Annotated in this window: 15 protein-coding genes; 8 read left to right on the forward strand and 7 right to left on the reverse strand. The window is 61.8% G+C overall.

The features are described from left to right. Positions 1-117 precede the first annotated feature (117 nt). A complete protein-coding gene (locus EOC83_RS12140; RefSeq protein WP_013532500.1) occupies positions 118-525 on the reverse strand; it encodes a hypothetical protein in 408 nt (135 codons plus the stop codon). 291 nt (positions 526-816) lie between these two features. Beyond that, positions 817-2,697, reverse strand: coding sequence for a cellulose synthase catalytic subunit (locus EOC83_RS12145; protein ID WP_013532501.1), 1,881 nt, complete (start codon positions 2,695-2,697; stop codon positions 817-819). Positions 2,698-3,299: 602 nt separating this feature from the next. On the opposite strand from EOC83_RS12145, the gene EOC83_RS12150 reads away from it, so the two are divergent. Together EOC83_RS12150 and EOC83_RS12155 are read left to right on the forward strand one after the other, a co-directional pair. Then, the gene (locus tag EOC83_RS12150) at positions 3,300-4,223 is read left to right on the forward strand and encodes a glycoside hydrolase family 26 protein (protein WP_013532502.1); all 924 of its coding nucleotides are present in this window, start codon (positions 3,300-3,302) and stop codon (positions 4,221-4,223) included. Positions 4,224-4,356: 133 nt separating this feature from the next. Continuing rightward, positions 4,357-4,842, forward strand: a complete 486-nt coding sequence (locus tag EOC83_RS12155) for a DUF995 domain-containing protein (RefSeq protein ID WP_013532503.1) — start codon at positions 4,357-4,359, stop codon at positions 4,840-4,842. Positions 4,843-4,871: 29 nt separating this feature from the next. On the opposite strand, the gene EOC83_RS12160 is transcribed toward EOC83_RS12155, so the two are convergent. Further along, the gene (locus EOC83_RS12160) at positions 4,872-5,321 is read right to left on the reverse strand and encodes a DNA polymerase III subunit chi (protein ID WP_013532504.1); all 450 of its coding nucleotides are present in this window, start codon (positions 5,319-5,321) and stop codon (positions 4,872-4,874) included. A gap of 28 nt (positions 5,322-5,349) precedes the next feature. After that, positions 5,350-6,861: a leucyl aminopeptidase gene (locus tag EOC83_RS12165; RefSeq protein WP_013532505.1), complete on the reverse strand. Its 1,512-nt coding sequence runs from the start codon at positions 6,859-6,861 to the stop codon at positions 5,350-5,352. 351 nt (positions 6,862-7,212) lie between these two features. On the opposite strand from EOC83_RS12165, the gene lptF reads away from it, so the two are divergent. The 6 genes from lptF to rsmA all read left to right on the forward strand — a co-directional run bounded on the left by lptF (position 7,213) and on the right by rsmA (position 14,844). Next, on the forward strand, positions 7,213-8,415 hold the full coding sequence (gene lptF, locus EOC83_RS12170) for an LPS export ABC transporter permease LptF (protein WP_013532506.1): 1,203 nt from the start codon (positions 7,213-7,215) through the stop codon (positions 8,413-8,415). Next, positions 8,412-9,497 carry an LPS export ABC transporter permease LptG gene (gene lptG / locus EOC83_RS12175; protein ID WP_174299091.1) on the forward strand — a complete coding sequence of 362 codons (1,086 nt, stop codon included), beginning with the start codon at positions 8,412-8,414 and terminating at the stop codon, positions 9,495-9,497. The genes lptF and lptG overlap by 4 nt, the downstream gene beginning before the upstream one ends. Next, positions 9,497-11,935: an LPS-assembly protein LptD gene (locus tag EOC83_RS12180; RefSeq protein WP_024504312.1), complete on the forward strand. Its 2,439-nt coding sequence runs from the start codon at positions 9,497-9,499 to the stop codon at positions 11,933-11,935. Before lptG ends, EOC83_RS12180 begins: the two co-directional genes overlap by 1 nt. A gap of 90 nt (positions 11,936-12,025) precedes the next feature. Then, the gene (locus tag EOC83_RS12185) at positions 12,026-12,964 is read left to right on the forward strand and encodes a peptidylprolyl isomerase (protein WP_024504313.1); all 939 of its coding nucleotides are present in this window, start codon (positions 12,026-12,028) and stop codon (positions 12,962-12,964) included. Between the two features lies 1 nt (position 12,965). After that, the gene (gene pdxA, locus EOC83_RS12190; protein WP_013532510.1) at positions 12,966-13,994 is read left to right on the forward strand and encodes a 4-hydroxythreonine-4-phosphate dehydrogenase PdxA; all 1,029 of its coding nucleotides are present in this window, start codon (positions 12,966-12,968) and stop codon (positions 13,992-13,994) included. Positions 13,995-14,004: 10 nt separating this feature from the next. Beyond that, complete coding sequence (gene rsmA, locus EOC83_RS12195) at positions 14,005-14,844, forward strand: 16S rRNA (adenine(1518)-N(6)/adenine(1519)-N(6))-dimethyltransferase RsmA (protein ID WP_013532511.1); 840 nt, start codon at positions 14,005-14,007, stop codon at positions 14,842-14,844. A 48-nt stretch (positions 14,845-14,892) separates the two neighbouring features. Here the strand turns inward: rsmA and gmk are convergent, their stop codons facing one another. The 3 genes from gmk to mltG form a co-directional block, all read right to left on the reverse strand. Then, positions 14,893-15,549, reverse strand: coding sequence for a guanylate kinase (gmk, locus tag EOC83_RS12200; RefSeq protein WP_013532512.1), 657 nt, complete (start codon positions 15,547-15,549; stop codon positions 14,893-14,895). Positions 15,550-15,552: 3 nt separating this feature from the next. After that, positions 15,553-16,443, reverse strand: a complete 891-nt coding sequence (locus EOC83_RS12205) for a YicC/YloC family endoribonuclease (RefSeq protein WP_013532513.1) — start codon at positions 16,441-16,443, stop codon at positions 15,553-15,555. 156 nt (positions 16,444-16,599) lie between these two features. Further along, positions 16,600-17,865: an endolytic transglycosylase MltG gene (gene mltG, locus EOC83_RS12210; protein WP_063167704.1), complete on the reverse strand. Its 1,266-nt coding sequence runs from the start codon at positions 17,863-17,865 to the stop codon at positions 16,600-16,602. Between the last annotated feature and the right edge of the window lie 88 nt (positions 17,866-17,953).

Below are 17,953 nucleotides of genomic sequence, written 5' to 3' on the forward strand. Positions count from 1 at the left end.
GGCGGTTGGAGGGCAAGAGGCAAAGCGCAACGTCTGCGCAAACCTCCCGCCCTCCACTCGCGCCCCCCGGCAAAGACCCGGCAGCAGTCAAATCGGCCGCGCTTCAGGTCTGATGGCTTAGTAACGCGAACGGCAGCTGGCGCGCTGGCCGAAACCGCTCGGACCACATATCCAGGGCGAATGACCCAGGAGCGGGCCGCCATTGCCCAGACTGTAGGAGACCTTCACCGTCGCCGGCCTGCCGACCCGCTGCGGCCGCACGAAGGCCGCATAGGCCTCCTCCCTCGTACGCGTCACGTTGGTCATCTTGGTGAGCGGTTTGCGGTTGATCAGATGCAGCCGCTTGTCCTTGGCGTAGTGCACCCTCTGGCCAAGCGAATGAACCACGGGCTTGGTGCCGATCGAGCTCGTCTTGGTGGCATCCATGCTTTGGCAACCGGACATCATCGAGATCAATGCAACCGCGGCAAATGCACAGGCATGTTTCTTGCCGAGCCTTGCCCCTCTTTCCATTATTTTGTTCATCGCTATCCCTGCCATGAAATACAAGTCGCTGGAGCGCGGAGATATATTGCTCTTATTTGCTTTCCGCACCACGCGAGTGACCCATCGCCACTCACATCATGGGCTGTATATTAGGGGAGACTTATTAAATATCATGCAAACGATATGATGAGCGCGGTCTTTCGGCACTCGACCGGATATTATTAAAATTTGACCTTTTGGGCTCGTGCCTGGTCCTGCCACAGCTTGCCGGCCGGCTATCAAGGCAAATGCGGTTCAGGGGAGTTGTTTGCGCACGGACGCCTGTCGGCGTCAGCGTGGCGGATTCCAGGCGGGGTCAAGATGGAATGTGCGGGTTCCGCTCCCGCCGCGCCCGGCTCCGGAAACCGGGTAGGCCACGCTGACGATGCGCATACCGCCTGCCCCCTGCTGGAGCCCATATATGCCTTCCAGGCCGCGGTCACAGAACGCGGCGCCCGGGACGAAGAGCGCAACGCCAGCGAGCGAGGCCTGCAAGGTGAGTTTCGCGGCATTGCAACGCAACGAAATTTTGTTCTCCACGAGGTGCCTGGTGATGATCACGACCACAAGCAATCCGTAGACGAACGCATTGAAGGCAGCGAACCAGTAGAAGCCGGTGGCGTCCGAGGCGCGGTCTACAAGAAGGACCGGCAGCGAAGCTCCCATTGCAAGCACCACATAGGGAACAATAACGCGGGCAGGCAGCAGGTTTTTCGGGCCGCTGCCCTTGGGGGTAACGCGAAAATCGACGAACGACTTGGTCAGATAATCGCGGATCGACGACAGCGTGCCCGCCAGCACCCACGGCCAACGAGCGAAGAATGAGAACAACATTCCCTCCCAACTGATCGTCTTGGCGGTCAGTGGGCGCGACAGCCCGAAGGACTTCAACAGCATCACCAGCACAATCAGCGAAATCGAGTTCGGCGCATAGTATAGAAGGAAGTCAATATACGTCACATTGGCGAAATTCTGACCCGTAATAAGTGCGTATATCGGCATGATGTACATGAGAAGCGAAAATACGGCGAAAAGCGGATACCAGAGCTGGCGGAACAGGAACTGGAATTTCAGCCGTGGCGATACCTTGGAAAGGTATATGGGCGAGTATTCGAGCATGATCGTCATCAGGCTCCGCGACCACTGGAACTCTTGCGTGACAAGATCGGCAAAGGTTTGCGGGCCGTCGCCATGGGCAATGGCGTCTATGGCATGCACACCGCGCCAACCAGCCGCAATGAACAGCATGGACGTCGAGTGATCTTCGGCCAGTTCCGGGCCAAGGCCGCCGACCTGCTTGAGCGCTGCGGTTCTCACGGCATAGTGCGAGCCGATGCAGAGCGGCGTTCCGTCGCCCGTGTGGCCGGACTGCAAAGGTCCGTGGAACATCCCTTCCGGGAACAGCCGGCCGCGTGCCGACCAGCTTTCAGCGGCATTGTTGTCGCATATGCTCGGCGCCGATACATAGCCAACCGCCGGGTCGGCAAAGGCAACCAGGATTTCCCTGAGATAGGTTGGTGTCGGGACGTGGTCCGCGTCCATCTGAGCGACGAAGTGATAGCGTTCATAACCATAGTGGTCGTAGAAGAAGGCCAGGTTTCCCTCTTTGCAGCGCGTCCGGCGGGGCCACACCTTGCGGTGATAATCTTCCCGCCCGCGCCGCGTCGAAATCATGACGTTATGGGCATCGCACCAGGCAATCGTTTCCTCGGACGGGTCCTCGTCGGCCAGCCAGGTATCATGCGGACAGTCCTGCGCCAGCATTGCCTCGAGGGTTCGCGCAACCACGGAAAACGGCTCTGACGGAGCCTTGGTCACCACCATCGCGACACGCGAATGCTTCGGGATCGTGTGAAGCCTGGACGGCTTTTTCATCGCATGCACGTTCAAGAGAAAATACATCGGCATGAATGTCAGCCATACGAGCGTCAATGTCGCCAGCATGTATGGGATAACGTGTTCGATGTGCCCGGGCTGCAGCCACCAGAACCAGAAAAATCCGAACGTTACCGACCAGCAGGCAAGTCCTAGCTTCCAGATCCGCTTCTGGGCGGCCGACAGCACGGGCACCAGAAAAGGAGGCTTCTCCGCCGCCTTGCCCGGAGCTGCCCCACGCCCCCGTTTCGGCATGGTCTTACTGCCGATGATCCCCACGTCCGCGGAAACACTCATACACTTTACTGCCGCCACCCGAGCATCAGCCAAACGACGGCCGATGAGCCTAACCCAGCAGCAGAATCCGCTCAGGCATCCTTAGAGTCAACTAAATTAGTTATTTCTTAACTACGGTTCTTCAGAACTGGTTAAGGATAGTCCGGTGGAACAGTTTCCACCGACCAGCACGTGAACGATGAGCCGCAAATTTTTCAGCGCTGGAGAATTCGCCGATGGGCCAAAGCTGTCCGGCAAGGATCGAACTTTGAGAGCAGCGTTAACCATGTCGCGCGCACATGGTTAAGCAACCGTTAATTGCACTTGACTCTTGGTCGCGACCGGCTCTTAAATTAGCCAGGGATGATATATCGGGATATTGACGCGAATTTGTGAGTATCGCGGCGAACTTTCTCTCGAGCGCCCCCTGTATAGGGCCTTGAGAGATAATTTTTTGGGTGGCTCTGTGTCAGGTTTCGCACATCCGCCAACGGGTCGCTCCGAAATCCCGCAGATTCTGCCAAATAGAGCCGATCGGTTTTGGGTAATCGTGTCGATCAAGCATCGATGCGCACGGGCGAAGCCTTAACTTCCGCAAGAGGTTGGGGCCATGGGAGATCGACATGAAACACTCCACAGTAAAAGCACTTGCAATCGCGCTGGCATTGGGCGGAAGCGCCGCGTTCCCCACGGCAGGAGGCGCTGGCTCAGTAGCCGCGACGGACCCCGTCCAGACGAGCAGCGCCGCCTCGGCGTTCGGATCCTACGATCCCTACGGCGACTTCAGCGCCGACAAGAGCGCCAGCATCGAAGAGCTGTTCCTGCCCTGGGAAGACGTCGATCTGTCGACGCTGCCACTCGCCGACGCCTATGCGCTGCAGCGCGGCCGTTCGCTGCTGATCACGGTTGAGCCGTGGACCTGGTCCAAGGACTGGCGCATCACCCCGCCCGAATTGCGCGACGGCATTTTGAGCGGCAAATATGACGCCAACATGCAGGCGATCTGCGACCTGGTGGGACAGATGAAGAGCCCGGTGACCATTCGCTGGGCGCAGGAAATGGAAGACAAGAACGGCCGCTTCACCTGGGCCAACTGGGCTCCCAAGGACTGGATCTCCGCTTACAAGCGCGAAGTCGACATCTGCCGCAAGGCTGCCCCCGCAGCCAAGTACATGTGGTCGCCCAAAGGCGAAGAGGGTTTGGAAAAATACTACCCCGGCGACGACTATGTCGACGTCATCGGCCTGTCGGTGTTCGGTCTGCAGAAAAAAGATGATGACGAGACCGGCCGCGACCGCACCTTCGCTGAGCTGCTGAAGCCCGGCTATGACCGCGTTGCAGTGTTCAACAAGCCGATCATCGTTGCGGAACTCGGCTATGTCGGGAAGCAGGACTATGTCTCGAAATGGCAGGAAGATTCCCGCAAATCCTACGCGGAGTTCCCGGCGCTGACTTCGGTTGTCTACTTCAACCAGAAGGAAGTGTGGCCGTGGCTGGGTGGCTATGGTCTGCCCGACTGGAGGGTGACCCAGCACGTCCTGCCGTAGACGCATCGTGCTGATCGACCCCGACGCGATCGGGATCGACTTCCAATCTCCTTGTTTGATCGTGATCCATCCCGAACCAGCGGTTCGGGATGAGGATTGAGGCGTGGCGTAAATCAGTCTGTGGAGAAGTTTCGTGAAGCGGGTAGTGGGAAATTATCTTGGAGCGGCATTCGCCTGCTCCGTTCTTGTTCTTGCCTTCCAGGCTCCTGCGACAGCCAAGACGGCGATGAAAATCGCCGAGCAGGCTCAAGAGGCCACAGCGGTTCCTGACGAAGGCGTCTACCAGATCTATCAGAACCATTCGTGGCTGTGGGGCAAGAAGGGCGCCGGCTTCTTTGCCGTCAAGCAGAGACAGTTCGAGTCCTGGACCCACGACAAAGGCAAGTCGGGCTATGGCGACGGCATGTGGTTCATTCCCGGCGGCGGCAAGCTGTGCTGGCGTGCGCAATGGCACGGTTCCTGGGGCGTGAAGGGCTCGATGACCTGCTTCGAGCACCGCCAGGCTGGCAAAGTAATCTACCAGCGCAAGGCTCCGGATGGCGACTGGTATGTTTTCAAGAGATTGAAACACGGCGACTACGTCACCCGGAAACAGAACCGGATCAAGGCAAGACTGTAGGATCGAGTCATCCGCCACAAGCGGCTGGTCTACGCCTTGCGCTCCCAGCGGCGATCTGGCGTCTGTTGCCAGTAGGTGACGTCGTGGCCAGCGCTCTTCATCACCTTCCAGTGTCCTCGCGCCGCCTCGAGCTGGGCGGCATCGTGGCCATCGAACAGGAACACCGCGCGCTCGTAGCCGCCAAGGTCAGGCGGCACCGCGCCGTCGACCAGGAACCTTATCTTGGCGTCGTTGGGATTGCCGTCGCCGGTGGTCAACAGAATCGGCTGTTCGCCGGGATGAGCTTCACGATCGGTTGCGTGCGCCAGGAACGAATCGTCGCGGAAGGTCCAAAGATGCTGGTCGAGCGCATCGCGGCGTTCCTCGGTGCCTGTCTGCACCACGGCGCGCCAGCCACGGTCGACGCTGCGCTCCAGGAGGCCTGGCAGCGCATCCTCCAGCGTCGATTCGGTCAGGTGGTAGAACAGAACGTCGGCCATCGCTTCAGCCTATAGTGATCGAACCCGTTCACTGCTCATAGTTATCGCGCACCAGCCGGTCGAGCAGCCTGACGCCGAAACCGGAACCCCACGACTGGTTGATCTCGTTCGACGGCGCCCCCATCGCCGTGCCGGCTATGTCGAGATGAGCCCATGGCGTGTCCTTGACGAAGCGCTGCAGAAACTGCGCCGCGATGGTGGCGCCGCCAAAACGGCCGCCGATGTTCTTCATGTCGGCGTTCTTGGAATCGATCAGCTTGTCGTATTCGGCGCCGAGCGGCATGCGCCACAGCCGTTCCTGAGTCGCCTGCCCCGCCACCGACAATTTTTCGGCCAGTTCGTCATTGTTGGAAAACAGGCCGGCATAATGTTGGCCGAGCGCCACCATGATGGCGCCGGTCAGCGTCGCCAGATTGACCATGAATTTCGGCTGGAAGCGGTCGTTGCAGTACCACAACGCATCGGCCAGCACGAGGCGGCCCTCGGCGTCGGTATTGAGCACCTCGATGGTCTGGCCCGACATCGAAGTGACTATATCACCGGGACGCTGGGCATGACCGTCGACCGCATTTTCGACCAGTCCGATGATACCGACGACATTGGCTTTCGCCTTGCGGGCCGCCAGCGCATGCATCAGGCCGGTAACGGCGGCGGCACCGCCCATGTCGCCCTTCATATCCTCCATGCCCGAGGCCGGCTTTATGGAATTGCCGCCGGTGTCGAAAGTGACGCCCTTGCCGACGAAGGCGATCGGGCTGTCCTTCGGCTTGCCGCCGTTCCACTGCATGATCGCCATGCGGGCGCCGCGTGGCGAGCCTTGCGCGACACCGAGCAGCGAGCCCATGCCGAGCTTCTTCATTTCCTTCTCAGCCAATATCTCGACCTTGACGCCGAGTGCCTCGAGTTCCTTGGCGCGGGCAGCGAACTCGACCGGCCCAAGCACGTTTGCCGGTTCGTTGACGAGGTCGCGCGCCAGAAGGACGCCGTCGATCACCGCCTCGGCATCGGCGAAGGCCTTCTTCGCAGCGGCCGGATCGGCGGTATGGATGGTCACCTTGACCGGCTTCTTCGGCTCTGCCTTGCCGTCGTCCTTATCCTTCCTGGTCTTGTACTTGTCGAAGGAATAGCTGCGCAGGAGAATGCCCGCGGCAAGGCTTGCCGCGTCCTTCGCGCTCGGCGAGGCGCCGACCACATCGAGGACTACCGCTACCTCGGTCGCCTTGCGCAGCGACGCGGCAACGGTGCCGCCAAGCTTCAACCACGCATATTCGTCCAGTCCCGACACCTTGCCGGTGCCTATCGCCACCAGTCTGTCGAGCGACGCTCCCTGCGGGGCCAGAACTTCCACCGTGCTGGCGAACTTGCCGGTGAACTCAGCCACGGGAAAAGCCCGCTCCAGTGTCTTGCCGGGATCACTGGGCTTGGCGACGTCGCTCAGGCCGCCCTCATCCGCCGCGAGCACGAAGACCGTGCCCTTCTTGTTCACCCCGCTCTGGGACCCGGAAAATTTGGCGAAGGCGATCGACGGTCTTTGATTCATCATGTCCTGCTTTCAGGGAATGCGCGACTTTTGGGGAAGCGGTTCGAAACGATGCGCGACATTTGGTCGTTTTCCGGCATTTGGCAAGACTTTGCCGAATTGGCATCCCATATGACCTATGGAATCGATGACGATTCGTCGCGGCACGGCCCCGCTTTTTGCCGCAACTTGTTGTTAACCATCGATGTTCGCCCTTTCTTATCCATTCCCGCCGACACTCCGCCCAGCCGGGGGGCGTGATGTGGGACAGAACCCGGATAGACCATCTGATGAGCCAGTTGTGCAGGCGCTGCCGGACAGCTACCTTGTTCGGCGGCATGATGCCGTTCGAAAAAATCGAGAAAAGCCTTCATGAAGGTCGTTGAACGCTACATCATGCGCCGCGCTTTCGTGGTCTTCATGGCCGCTCTTGTGTGGACGCTGGCGATCGTATGGACGACGCAGGTGCTGGCAAAGATCGATCTGGTCACCGACAGCGGCCAATCGGCGCTGACCTTCTTCGAAGTCGCCGCCCTCATCCTTCCGTCCATCATCCCGATCGTAGTGCCTTTTGCGCTGGTGGTGGCGGTCGCACAGACACTCAGCGTCATGAATTCGGATTCCGAACTTGCCGTCGTCAACGCCGCGGGAGCCTCGCGCTGGACGATCGTGCGGCCGATCATGTTGCTGGCGCTCGCCGCAGCCGTTTTTTCCTTTGCCGTCGACAACGGCATCGATCCTTACGCACGGCAGAAGAACCGGGCCCTGGTGGCATCGTCACGCGCGGATCTGTTGTCGCTGATCATCCAGGAAGGTACCTTCCGCAAGATCGACGACGGGTTGTTCCTGCAGGTCGGCGAGCGCCTTCCCAACAATCGGCTGGGCGGCATTTTCGTCGCCGATTCGCGCGAAGAAGGCGTCAACCTCGTCTACTACGCCAAGACCGGCAGCATCATCGAACGCGGCGGTGAAAAGGTGCTGATGATGAATGACGGCGTCATCCATCGCAAAACGCTGACCGGCGATCTCTCCGTCATCCGCTTCACCTCCTATGCCTTCGACATGTCGGCCTTCATGGCGGCGGCTTCAGCGGTGACGCTCCTGCCCAAGGACCAGACGACGCAGTACCTGCTCAACCCGAGCGCCAACGACAAGTATTATCAGCAGAGCCCCTACGAATACCGGGCCGAAGTCAACCAGCGGTTCTCGGAATGGACCTATTCCATGGTTTTCGCGCTGATCGCGCTTGCGGTCGCCGGGGATGCGCGCTCGCACCGCGAGGCGCGCGTCAATCCGCTGATCACGGCGATCACGATATCGCTGTTCGTGCGTTGGCTGGGCTTTTTCGCCGCCAGCAAGGCGGATGAGATCCCGCAATATGCCTATATGGTCTATGGTGTGCCGATCGTGGCTTCCGCGGTGGCGATCTGGTTCATCGTCTCGAACCGGACACTGGAACTGCCCGTGACCTGGGCGGACTGGATGACAAACTTCGCCTCGCGCATCGCTGACAGCTGGAATGCTTTCAAATTGCGTTTGTCCAGGCGCGGCACATCAGGGCAAGGGGTCGGCTGATGGGCTGGACACTGGGCCGCTATTTCTTCTTCCGCTACGTGACGATCACCATCTGGTTCTTCATCGGCCTCCTGGCGCTGGTGTTCCTGATCGATTTCACCGAGCTGTCCGGCCGCACCACCGGCCTGCCCGGCTTCACCTACGGCACGGCGGTAGCCATTTCAGGCCTCCGCATGCCGATGATCATGCTGCAGACGGTGCCGTTCGTCGGTCTCTTCTCGGCGATGGCGACGCTGGTGTCGCTGAACCGGCGCTACGAGCTGGTCATCGCGCGTTCCGCCGGTGTTTCCGCCTGGCAGTTCCTCTTGCCCTGCTGTATCGGAGCCTTGCTGTTCGGCGTCCTGTCGGTTGGCGTCATCAATCCGCTCGCCGCGCACGCATTCTCCTGGTCCGAGCAGATCGAAACCCAGCTGCGTTCCGGCAAATCGAATACGGTCTCGGCCGATGCCGCGCCCTGGATCCGGCAGAAAACCAGTTCGGGGGACACCATCATCGGTGCGCGGGCCATCCTGAACCAGGGCCTGGAAATGGCCGATGTCGTATTCTTCATTCTCGACCCGCAAGGCAACATCGTCGAGCGCAAGGATGCTGCCCGTGCCTTCCTGCGCGACGGCTATTGGGAATTGCAGGACGTCAAGACGTTCCAGAACGGCACGATCCAGGCATCGGCAACCGATCGCGTACCGACCAATCTGAAGCCCGAATTCGTGCAAGAGCGGCTGGCGCGCCCGGAAACCATCCCCTTCTACGACCTGCCCGGAAAGATCGAGGTTGCCCGCTCCTTCGGCCTCAAGGCAAATGCCTTTGCCATGCAGTTTGATTCGCTCGTGGCGTTGCCGTTCCTTCTCGTCGCCATGACGCTGATCGCGGCAACGGTTTCAATGCGATTTGCTAGGATGGGGCAGTCGGCGACGATGATTCTGGGTGGCATCATCGCTGGCTTTCTGCTTTATGTCGTTTCGGTTCTGGTGAAGGCATTCGGCGTGGCGGGATTCGTGCCGACTGTCGTAGCCGCCTGGGTACCGGTCATGGTGGCTATGTTCTTCGGGGTGACTTTCCTGCTATACAAGGAAGACGGCTAGTGAGGGAGGCGTTTTTGCCCAGCAACAGGCAGGCCGGTTTGGCGCGCCTCTATGCGGCGACCGCCTTGGCGTGCGTGCTTGCCTACGCCGTTCCGGCACCGGCGCTTGCGCAGGACGTCGGCGACATGGCGACATCGGTTCCGTCCGGCTCGCAAATGCTGCTGGCGGCCGACACGCTGGTCTATAACAACGACAACCAGACCGTGACCGCCGTTGGCGGCGTGCAGATCGACTATGGTGGCAATCGCCTTGTCGCCCAGCGGGTCGAGTACAACCGCAACACCAAGCGAATGGTCGCAAGCGGTAACGTCGAAGTCATCAACAGCGACGGTACCAAGATCAATTCGCAGCATATCGACATCACCGATGACTTCGCCGACGGCTTCGTCAACGCGTTGCGGGTCGAAACCATCGACAAGGCCTATTTCGCCGCCGAAAGCGCCGAACGCATGGGCGGCGTGCTGACCACCTTCCACAATGGCGTCTACACCGCCTGCGAGCCGTGCGAGGATAAGCCGGACAAAGCGCCGACCTGGCGCGTCAAGGCCAAGAAGATCATCTGGAACGGCGAGAAGAAGACGGTTCGCTTCGAGAATGCGAATTTCGAGTTCTTCGGTTTTCCGCTTGCCTATCTGCCTGCATTCGAAATTGCCGACCCGACGGTGAAGCGCAAGAGCGGCTTCCTGATCCCGAGCATCATCTACAAGAGCGATCTCGGCGTCGGCGTGAAAGTCCCCTATTATCTTGCATTGGCGCCGACCTACGACCTGACCGTCACCGGCACCGGCTATACCAAGCAGGGTTTCCTCGGTGAGGCCGAGTGGCGTCAGCGCTTCAACAATGGCGAGTACAGCTTGAAGATCGCCGGGATACACCAGCAGAATCCCGACGCTTTCCTCGACACCACTGCCTTCCCCTCCAGCTCTGGCCACAACGTCAATTCGGGCAGCGCCGGCGATCCCAACAAATTCCGCGGCATGATGGGTACCCAGGGGCAGTTCGCCATCAACTCACGCTGGAACTTCGGCTGGGACGTGCTGCTGCAGACCGACAAGAATTTCTCGAACACCTACGGCATCGAAAAGTACAATAGCAGCGTCCACCAGTCGTCGGTCTACTTGACGGGTCTCAACGGCCGCAACTATTTCGACGTGCGCGCCATGCATTTCGATGTGCAGGAAGATACACCTGACGACAACGCCTCTGCGCGAAGCGGACAACAGCCCTGGGTGCTGCCGTCGCTCGACTACGCCTATATTCCTGATGCGTCGGTGGCCGGCGGCCAGCTATCGCTCAATGTCAACGCGCGTGTCATCCGCCGCGACGATGTCGATGAGACCTTCGTCGAGCCCTACAATGCCCTCACTCCCACGCAGCGCGTCCGCGGCATTGAAGGCGAATCGGGCCGTCTCACCGCCGAGGCCGAGTGGAAGCGGAGCTTCGTCACCGATGGCGGGCTGGTGCTGACGCCGTTGCTCGCGCTGCAGGGCGACGTCGACTACCTCAACGCGTCGTCGGCTTCGCTGGACGCGATCGACAGAATGGCGACGCATTTGGGCGAGCAGGACGACATGCGCTCGTCATTTGCCCGTTACATGGCAACCGCCGGGCTTGAGATGCGTTGGCCGGTGCTGTTTTCCATGGCCAGCGGGTCCAGCCATGTCATCGAACCGATGGCACAGGTCTTCATGCGTCCGAACGAGCAATATGTCGGCGGCCTCTCAGTGCCTAACGAAGACGCCCAAAGCATGGTCTTCGATGCGACCACCTTGTTCGAACGCGACAAGTTCTCCGGCTACGACCGCGTCGAAGGCGGTTCGCGCGCCAATGTCGGCTTCCGCTATTCCGGCTCCTACAACAATGGCTGGGGCACCAATGCCATTTTCGGCCAATCCTATCAGATTGGCGGCGAGAATTCGTTCGCCGCGCCGGATTTGGTGAATGTCGGCGCAAACTCCGGCCTCGACACGACCAAGTCCGACTATGTCGGCCTGTTCGGCATCAACAGCCCCAACGGCTTCGCGGCCTCGGTCAGCGGCCGTTTCGACGAACAGAGCTTCGAGATCCGCCGCGCCGAGGTGAAGGCCGCCTATTCCGGCCTGCCTGTGTCGCTGAGCGCCAAATACGCCTTCATCCAGGCCCAGCCGCTGTACGGCTTCACCACCGACCGCCACGAGGTCACGCTTGGTGCATCCACGCATCTGGCCGAAAACTGGCGCGTCTTCGGCACAGGAACCTACGACCTGCAGCAGAGCCTGCTGGTCAAGGATGGCGTCGGCTTCGCCTACAACGATTCCTGCTTCACTTATTTGATGACCTACTCGCAGTCGCGCGATCTGAACACCAGGGAGGTGTCGCAGACCATCGGCTTCAATCTGTCGTTCCGCACCCTCGGCGATTTCGGCTCGTCGACCAGTGCCGTCGACACGATCCAGTAACAATCGGCGACATCGTTTCGCCGCATAGGGCTGGCACGGATTTCGCGCACCTGGAAAGATCAAATTGGGCGGGACCGGGATAGAATTGGGATGCCAACGATGAGGAAATACCTCTTTTCAGCAGGTTTCGCGTTGCTCGTGGCGGCGACGTCCGTGTCGATCACCGTAATGGCGCCGCCGGCTTTCGCCAGCGAGATCAAATACGTCGTCAACGACATTCCTGTCACCACCGGCGACATCGCCCATCGCGCCGCTTTCCTGAAGCTGCAGCGCAAGAAGGGCGATGCCGGCCAGGAAATGATCGACCAGACGCTGCGTATGGCCGAGGCCAAGCGGCTTGGTATCCGCATCAGCGACGCCCAGGTCGATGCCGCGTACCAGCGCTTTGCCTCGAGCAACAAGATGCAGCTCAGCCAGCTCGACGGCGTCATGGAGAAGTCGGGCGTCACCAAGAGCCACTTCAAGGAATTCATCCGCGCCCAGATGGCCTGGAACCAGGCCTTGAGCGCGCGCTACCGTTCCGGCGACGGCACCGGCGCCGTCAGCGAACAGGATCTCGTCAGGAAGATGCTCGAAAAAGGCGGCGCCAAACCGAGCGCCACCGAATACATGCTGCAGCAGGTCATCTTCGTGGTGCCGGCGGCTGAACGCAGCGCGACGCTGGGCAAACGCAAGCGAGAGGCCGACGCCATGCGCGCCCGCTTCAACGGCTGCAACACGACGCGCGAATTCGCCAAGGGCCTGATCGACGTCACCGTTCGCGATCTGGGCCGGGTGCTGGCGCCGCAACTGCCGCCGGACTGGGCCGAGCAGATCAAAGCTACCAAAGTCGGCGGTGCCACCGTCACGCGCGAAACCGAACGCGGCGTCGAATTCATCGGCATCTGCTCGTCGCGCGAAGTGTCCGACGACAAGGTTGCCCAGATGGCGTTCCAGGCCGAAGGCTCCGGCGGCGACAAGGATGCCGACGCGCTCAGCAAGAAATATGTCGACGAGCTGAAGGCAAAAGCCCGCATCGTCAAGCGCTGACGTGGGCAACGCAGTGACTGCGCTCGCGTTGAGCGCCGGCGATCCGTCCGGCATTGGGCCGGAGATCGCCATCGCCGCCTTCATGGCGCGTGAAGCTGCCGCCCTGCCCCCCTTCTACCTGCTCGCCGATCCGGCGCTGATCGCCTCCCGGGCGCGCCTGCTCGGCCTCTCGCTGCCGATCGCCGAAGCCACCCCGGCACAAGCGGCGCAGGTCTTTGCCCGCGCCTTGCCGATCGTTCCGCTGGCTGCAGGCTGCATCGACAGCCCCGGCCAGCCGGATCCGGCCAATGCGGCCGCCACGATCGAGGCCATCGACCGCGCCGTCGCCGATTGCCTTGCCCGCGAAGCCTCGGCCGTGGTCACCTGCCCCATCGCCAAGAAGCCGCTCTACGATGCCGGCTTTCGCTTTCCCGGCCACACCGAATATCTGGCGCATCTGGCGGCTCGGCACAGCGGCGTCGAGGCGATGCCGGTGATGATGCTGGCAGGACCCGACCTGCGCACCGTTCCCGTCACCATCCACATAGCGCTGGCCGAGGTGCCGAAGGCACTGACCACCGAACTGATCGTCGCCACCGCGCGCATCACCGCTGCCGACCTTGCCGGCCGCTTCGGCATTGCCAGGCCACGGCTGGCGATTGCCGGGCTCAATCCACATGCCGGCGAAGGCGGCGCCATGGGCCTCGAGGACGAGCGGATCGTGCGCCCGGCGGTCGACATCCTGCGCGCCGAAGGCATCGACGCTTTCGGCCCTTTGCCGGCCGACACGTTGTTCCATGTCCGGGCGCGGGCTGGTTACGACGCGGCCCTTTGCATGTATCACGACCAGGCGCTTATCCCGGCCAAGGCGCTGGCTTTCGACGAGGCGGTCAATGTCACGCTCGGCCTGCCCTTTATCCGCACCTCGCCCGACCACGGCACGGCCTTCGACATCGCCGGCAAGGGTGTGGCGCGGCCCGACAGCCTGATAGCGGCGCTGAAGCTTGCCCGGCGGCTGGCCGACACGAACACCAAGGCGGTTGCCGCATGAGATCTCGGGCATGACCATCGACGGGCTGCCGCCGCTGCGCGAGGTGATCGAGCGTCATGGGCTGCAGGCGAAGAAGGCGCTCGGCCAGAATTTCCTGCTCGACCTCAACCTCACCGGCAAGATCGCCCGCACCGCCGGCGACTTGTCCGATGCAACCGTCATCGAGGTCGGCCCCGGTCCCGGCGGGCTGACCCGCGCCTTGCTTGCCAACGGAGCGCGCCAGGTGATCGCCATAGAGCGCGACGAACGTTGCCTGGCTGCTCTTGCCGAAGTGTCCGGCCACTATCCCGGCCGGCTGGAGGTTGTTTCGGGCGATGCGCTGAAGACGGATTTCACGGGCCTTGCCGGTCGAGCGACCGGCAATGGCGGCCCGGTCAAGATCGTGGCCAACCTGCCCTACAACATCGGCACGGAGCTGCTGGTGCGCTGGCTGACGGTCAGCGACTGGCCGCCTTTCTACACCTCGATGACTCTGATGTTCCAGCGCGAGGTGGCCGAGCGCATCGTCGCTCCCGCCGGCAGCGACAGCTATGGCCGGCTGGGGGTTCTTGCCGGCTGGCGGACGGAGGCGAGGATCGCCTTCGACGTACCGCCACAGGCATTCACGCCGCCGCCAAAGGTCACCTCCTCGGTGGTGCATCTTGTGCCGCGCCCGATGCCCCTGCCCACCGAGGTGAAGAAACTCGGCCGCGTCACAGAAGCCGCCTTCGGCCAACGTCGCAAGATGCTGCGGCAAAGCGTTAAGAGCCTCGGCGGCGAGGCCCTGCTCGACCGCGCCGGCATCGATCCGACACGCCGCGCCGAGACGCTCAGCGTCGAGGAGTTTGTAAGGTTGACAAACGCGGTGTAAGAAGCTGCCGATCTGCCCCCTCGTGGGGGAGATTGGCGCTTCACAGCCTCAACCCGTCTTCTCGTCCAACAGTCCCGAGACGAAATCGAACAGGCCTGGCCGGCGGTCGCGTCTCAGCCGCTCGGCGACGACGATGCCGCGCACTTCGGCGAAGGCGCGGTCGAGGTCGTCATTGACGATGACGAAATCATATTCCTTCCAGTGCTCGATCTCGTTGCGGGCGTTTTTCAACCGCGTTTCGATCACCGCTTCCTGGTCTTCGGCGCGGCGCTTCAGCCGTGCCTTCAACTCCTTCATCGATGGCGGCAGGATGAAGATCGAGACGATGTCGGCGCGCATCTTCTCCTTGAGCTGCTGGGCGCCCTGCCAGTCGATGTCGAACAGCATGTCGCGCCCTTCAGACAGCGCCAGTTCGGCAGGCTCGCGCGGTGTCGCATAGCAATTGCCATGCACCTCGGCCCACTCCAGCAGCGCGTCTGAATCACGAAGCCGCTCGAATTCGCGCATCGTCCGGAAATGATAGTGGACGCCTTCGATCTCGCTGCCGCGGCGCGGCCTGGTGGTGACCGAGACCGACAGTTCGAGGCTGGAATCGCTTTCCAGAAGATTGCGCGCGATCGTCGACTTGCCGGCGCCGGACGGCGACGACAGGACGAGCATCAGGCCCCGGCGGCGAATGCGGGACCCCAAATCCTTGGCAACCATCGGCTACTCCAGATTCTGGATCTGTTCACGAAACTGGTCGACCACCGCCTTCAGGTCCAGCCCGATCGCGGTGATGGCGGCGGCATTCGACTTGGAACACAGCGTATTCGATTCGCGGTTAAATTCCTGTGCCAGAAAATCGAGCTTGCGACCGACCGCGCCGCCGCCCACCAGCAGTGCCCGGCCGGATGCGACATGCGTTTTCAGCCGGTCGATCTCTTCGCGAATATCGGCCTTGGTGGCCAGGAACGCGGCCTCCATGTGCAGTCGGGTGGCATCCAAATTGGCGGAAGCGTCCATCAGCAGCCTGACCTGCTCGGCGATGCGTTCCCGGATCACCGCGGTCTCGCGGGATGGATCCACTTCTGCCCGCAGCGTCAGCGCCTCGATTGTGTCGATATGACCCGACAGCAGCAAAGCCAGCGCGGCCCCTTCGCCCTGCCGTGCCTGTTCAAGCCCGTTCAAGGCCACTTCGAGCGCGGCCATGATCGCGGCATCGAGCGCGGCCCTCGCCTCCTCGGTTTCGACAGTTTCGGGAATGTCGAGCACGCCGCGCAGCGACAGCAGTCCATCCGAGGTCGCCGCAGCAACGCCGAACTGCTCCTGCAGCCGCTTGGCGAGCCCGGCCAGGTCCTTCAGGAAGGCTTCGTTGACGACCGGCTGCGCCTGCGCGCCGACGGCACGGCCGATGGTCAGCGTCGCCTGAAAATTGCCGCGTGCAAAACGTTTCTGAAGTATCTGCCGGACAGCCGGTTCCAACCGCTCGAAGCCTTGCGGCAGCCGCAGCCGTACTTCGACGCTCTTGCCGTTGACGGACTTGACCTCCCAGGCGATCGAAGTGCCTTCGTGCTCGGCGACGGCACGTGCAAAACCGGTCATGCTCTGCAAATTCATATCGCCCACACGTCCCTGGCACATTGCCCCGAACCGGCTTTCCGGACAGAGCAAGTGCGGCTTGAAAATGACTGCGCCGCAGGCGCGTCGAAATCGGACGCGCGGCGCTCTTGCAAATGTCAGGGCGTCGCCTGTCGGGCAACGCCTTTCTTCATTCTACTGGGCAGCGCCCGCGTCACCGCCGCTGTCGTCGGCACCGTCAGCAGGCCCACTGTCGGCCGGCCCACCGTCCGCCGGCTTGACGGCATCGCTGTCGCCGCCGCCGGTCGTCTTGGCGGCTTTGGCGACGTCATCCGCCTGCTTCTTCTGCAGAGCGCGATAGCGGGCGACATTCTCGTTGTGCTCGTCCAGCGTCGCGGCAAAGACGTGCCCACCGGTGCCGTCGGCGACGAAATAGAGGTCGTCGGTCTTCGACGGATTGGCCACCGCCTCCAGCGCTGCACGACCCGGATTGGCGATCGGCGTCGGCGGCAAGCCGTTGATCACATAGGTGTTGTAGGGGGTCTGTTTCTGGATATCCGACTGGTAGATCGGCCGGTCCGCCGGCTTTCCCTTGCCGCCGAACAGCCCGTAGATGATGGTCGGATCGGATTGCAGGCGCATGCCCTTGGCAAGCCGGTTCAGGAAGACGGCGGCAACCCGTGAACGCTCGTCACCCTTGCCCGTCTCTTTCTCGACAATCGAAGCCAGCGTGACGAACTCCTCGACGTTGGCCAGCGGCAGGTCCGGCGCGCGCCGCTGCCAGACATCGTCAACCAGCTTCTTCTGATCCGCAAGCAGCTTGTCGACCATCTGCTGGCGTGTCGCGCCGCGCGTGAAGCGCAGCGTGTCGGTGGCGAGGCTGCCCTCCGGCGGCGTGGTTGCCGGCATGTCGCCGCTCAAGGCAGTCTCCTTGGCGATGCGCTGCAATGCCTGGTCGACAGTCAGTCCTTCAGGGATGGTCAGCGAATACATCACCGACTTGCCGCTCTTCAGAAGCTCCATGATATCGCGCATGGAAGCCCTGGGCTTGATCTCGTACTCGCCGGCTTTCAGCGCCGAATCATTGCCGAAGGCGCGCACGCCAAGGCGGAATACCCGGGCATCACTGATCAGTCCGCGGCGTTCGAGCTGGTCGGCGATATCCTGGACGCCGGTGTTCGGCTTGACCAGGAAGGTATCGCCATTAGCGGAGGGTCCGGGCTCGGTGAATTCCTGCTTGCCGAAATAGACCGCGACGCCGGCCGCCAGAACCACCAGCATCACCGAGGAGATGACGAAGTTCATGAACACGACGACCTGGCTGCGTGACGCACGCGAGCGCTTCGGCGGCGGCGTGCCGGCCTCTGGCCGCAACGCCTCGCTGGCCGTTTTCGGCACGATCGGTCCGGATGTTGCCGGCCGTTGCCCGAATTCTCCGTTGCCTGCCGGATTTGTGTTCATTTCGCCCTACCGTTTGATCGCCCAACGAATCCCCAGCGGCAGAGTAGAGGCGAATATGGCAAAATTGACGGCACGCCAAAGCGTCGCC

The organism is Mesorhizobium sp. Primo-A (assembly GCF_003997175.1).
GTDB lineage: Bacteria > Pseudomonadota > Alphaproteobacteria > Rhizobiales > Rhizobiaceae > Mesorhizobium > Mesorhizobium ciceri.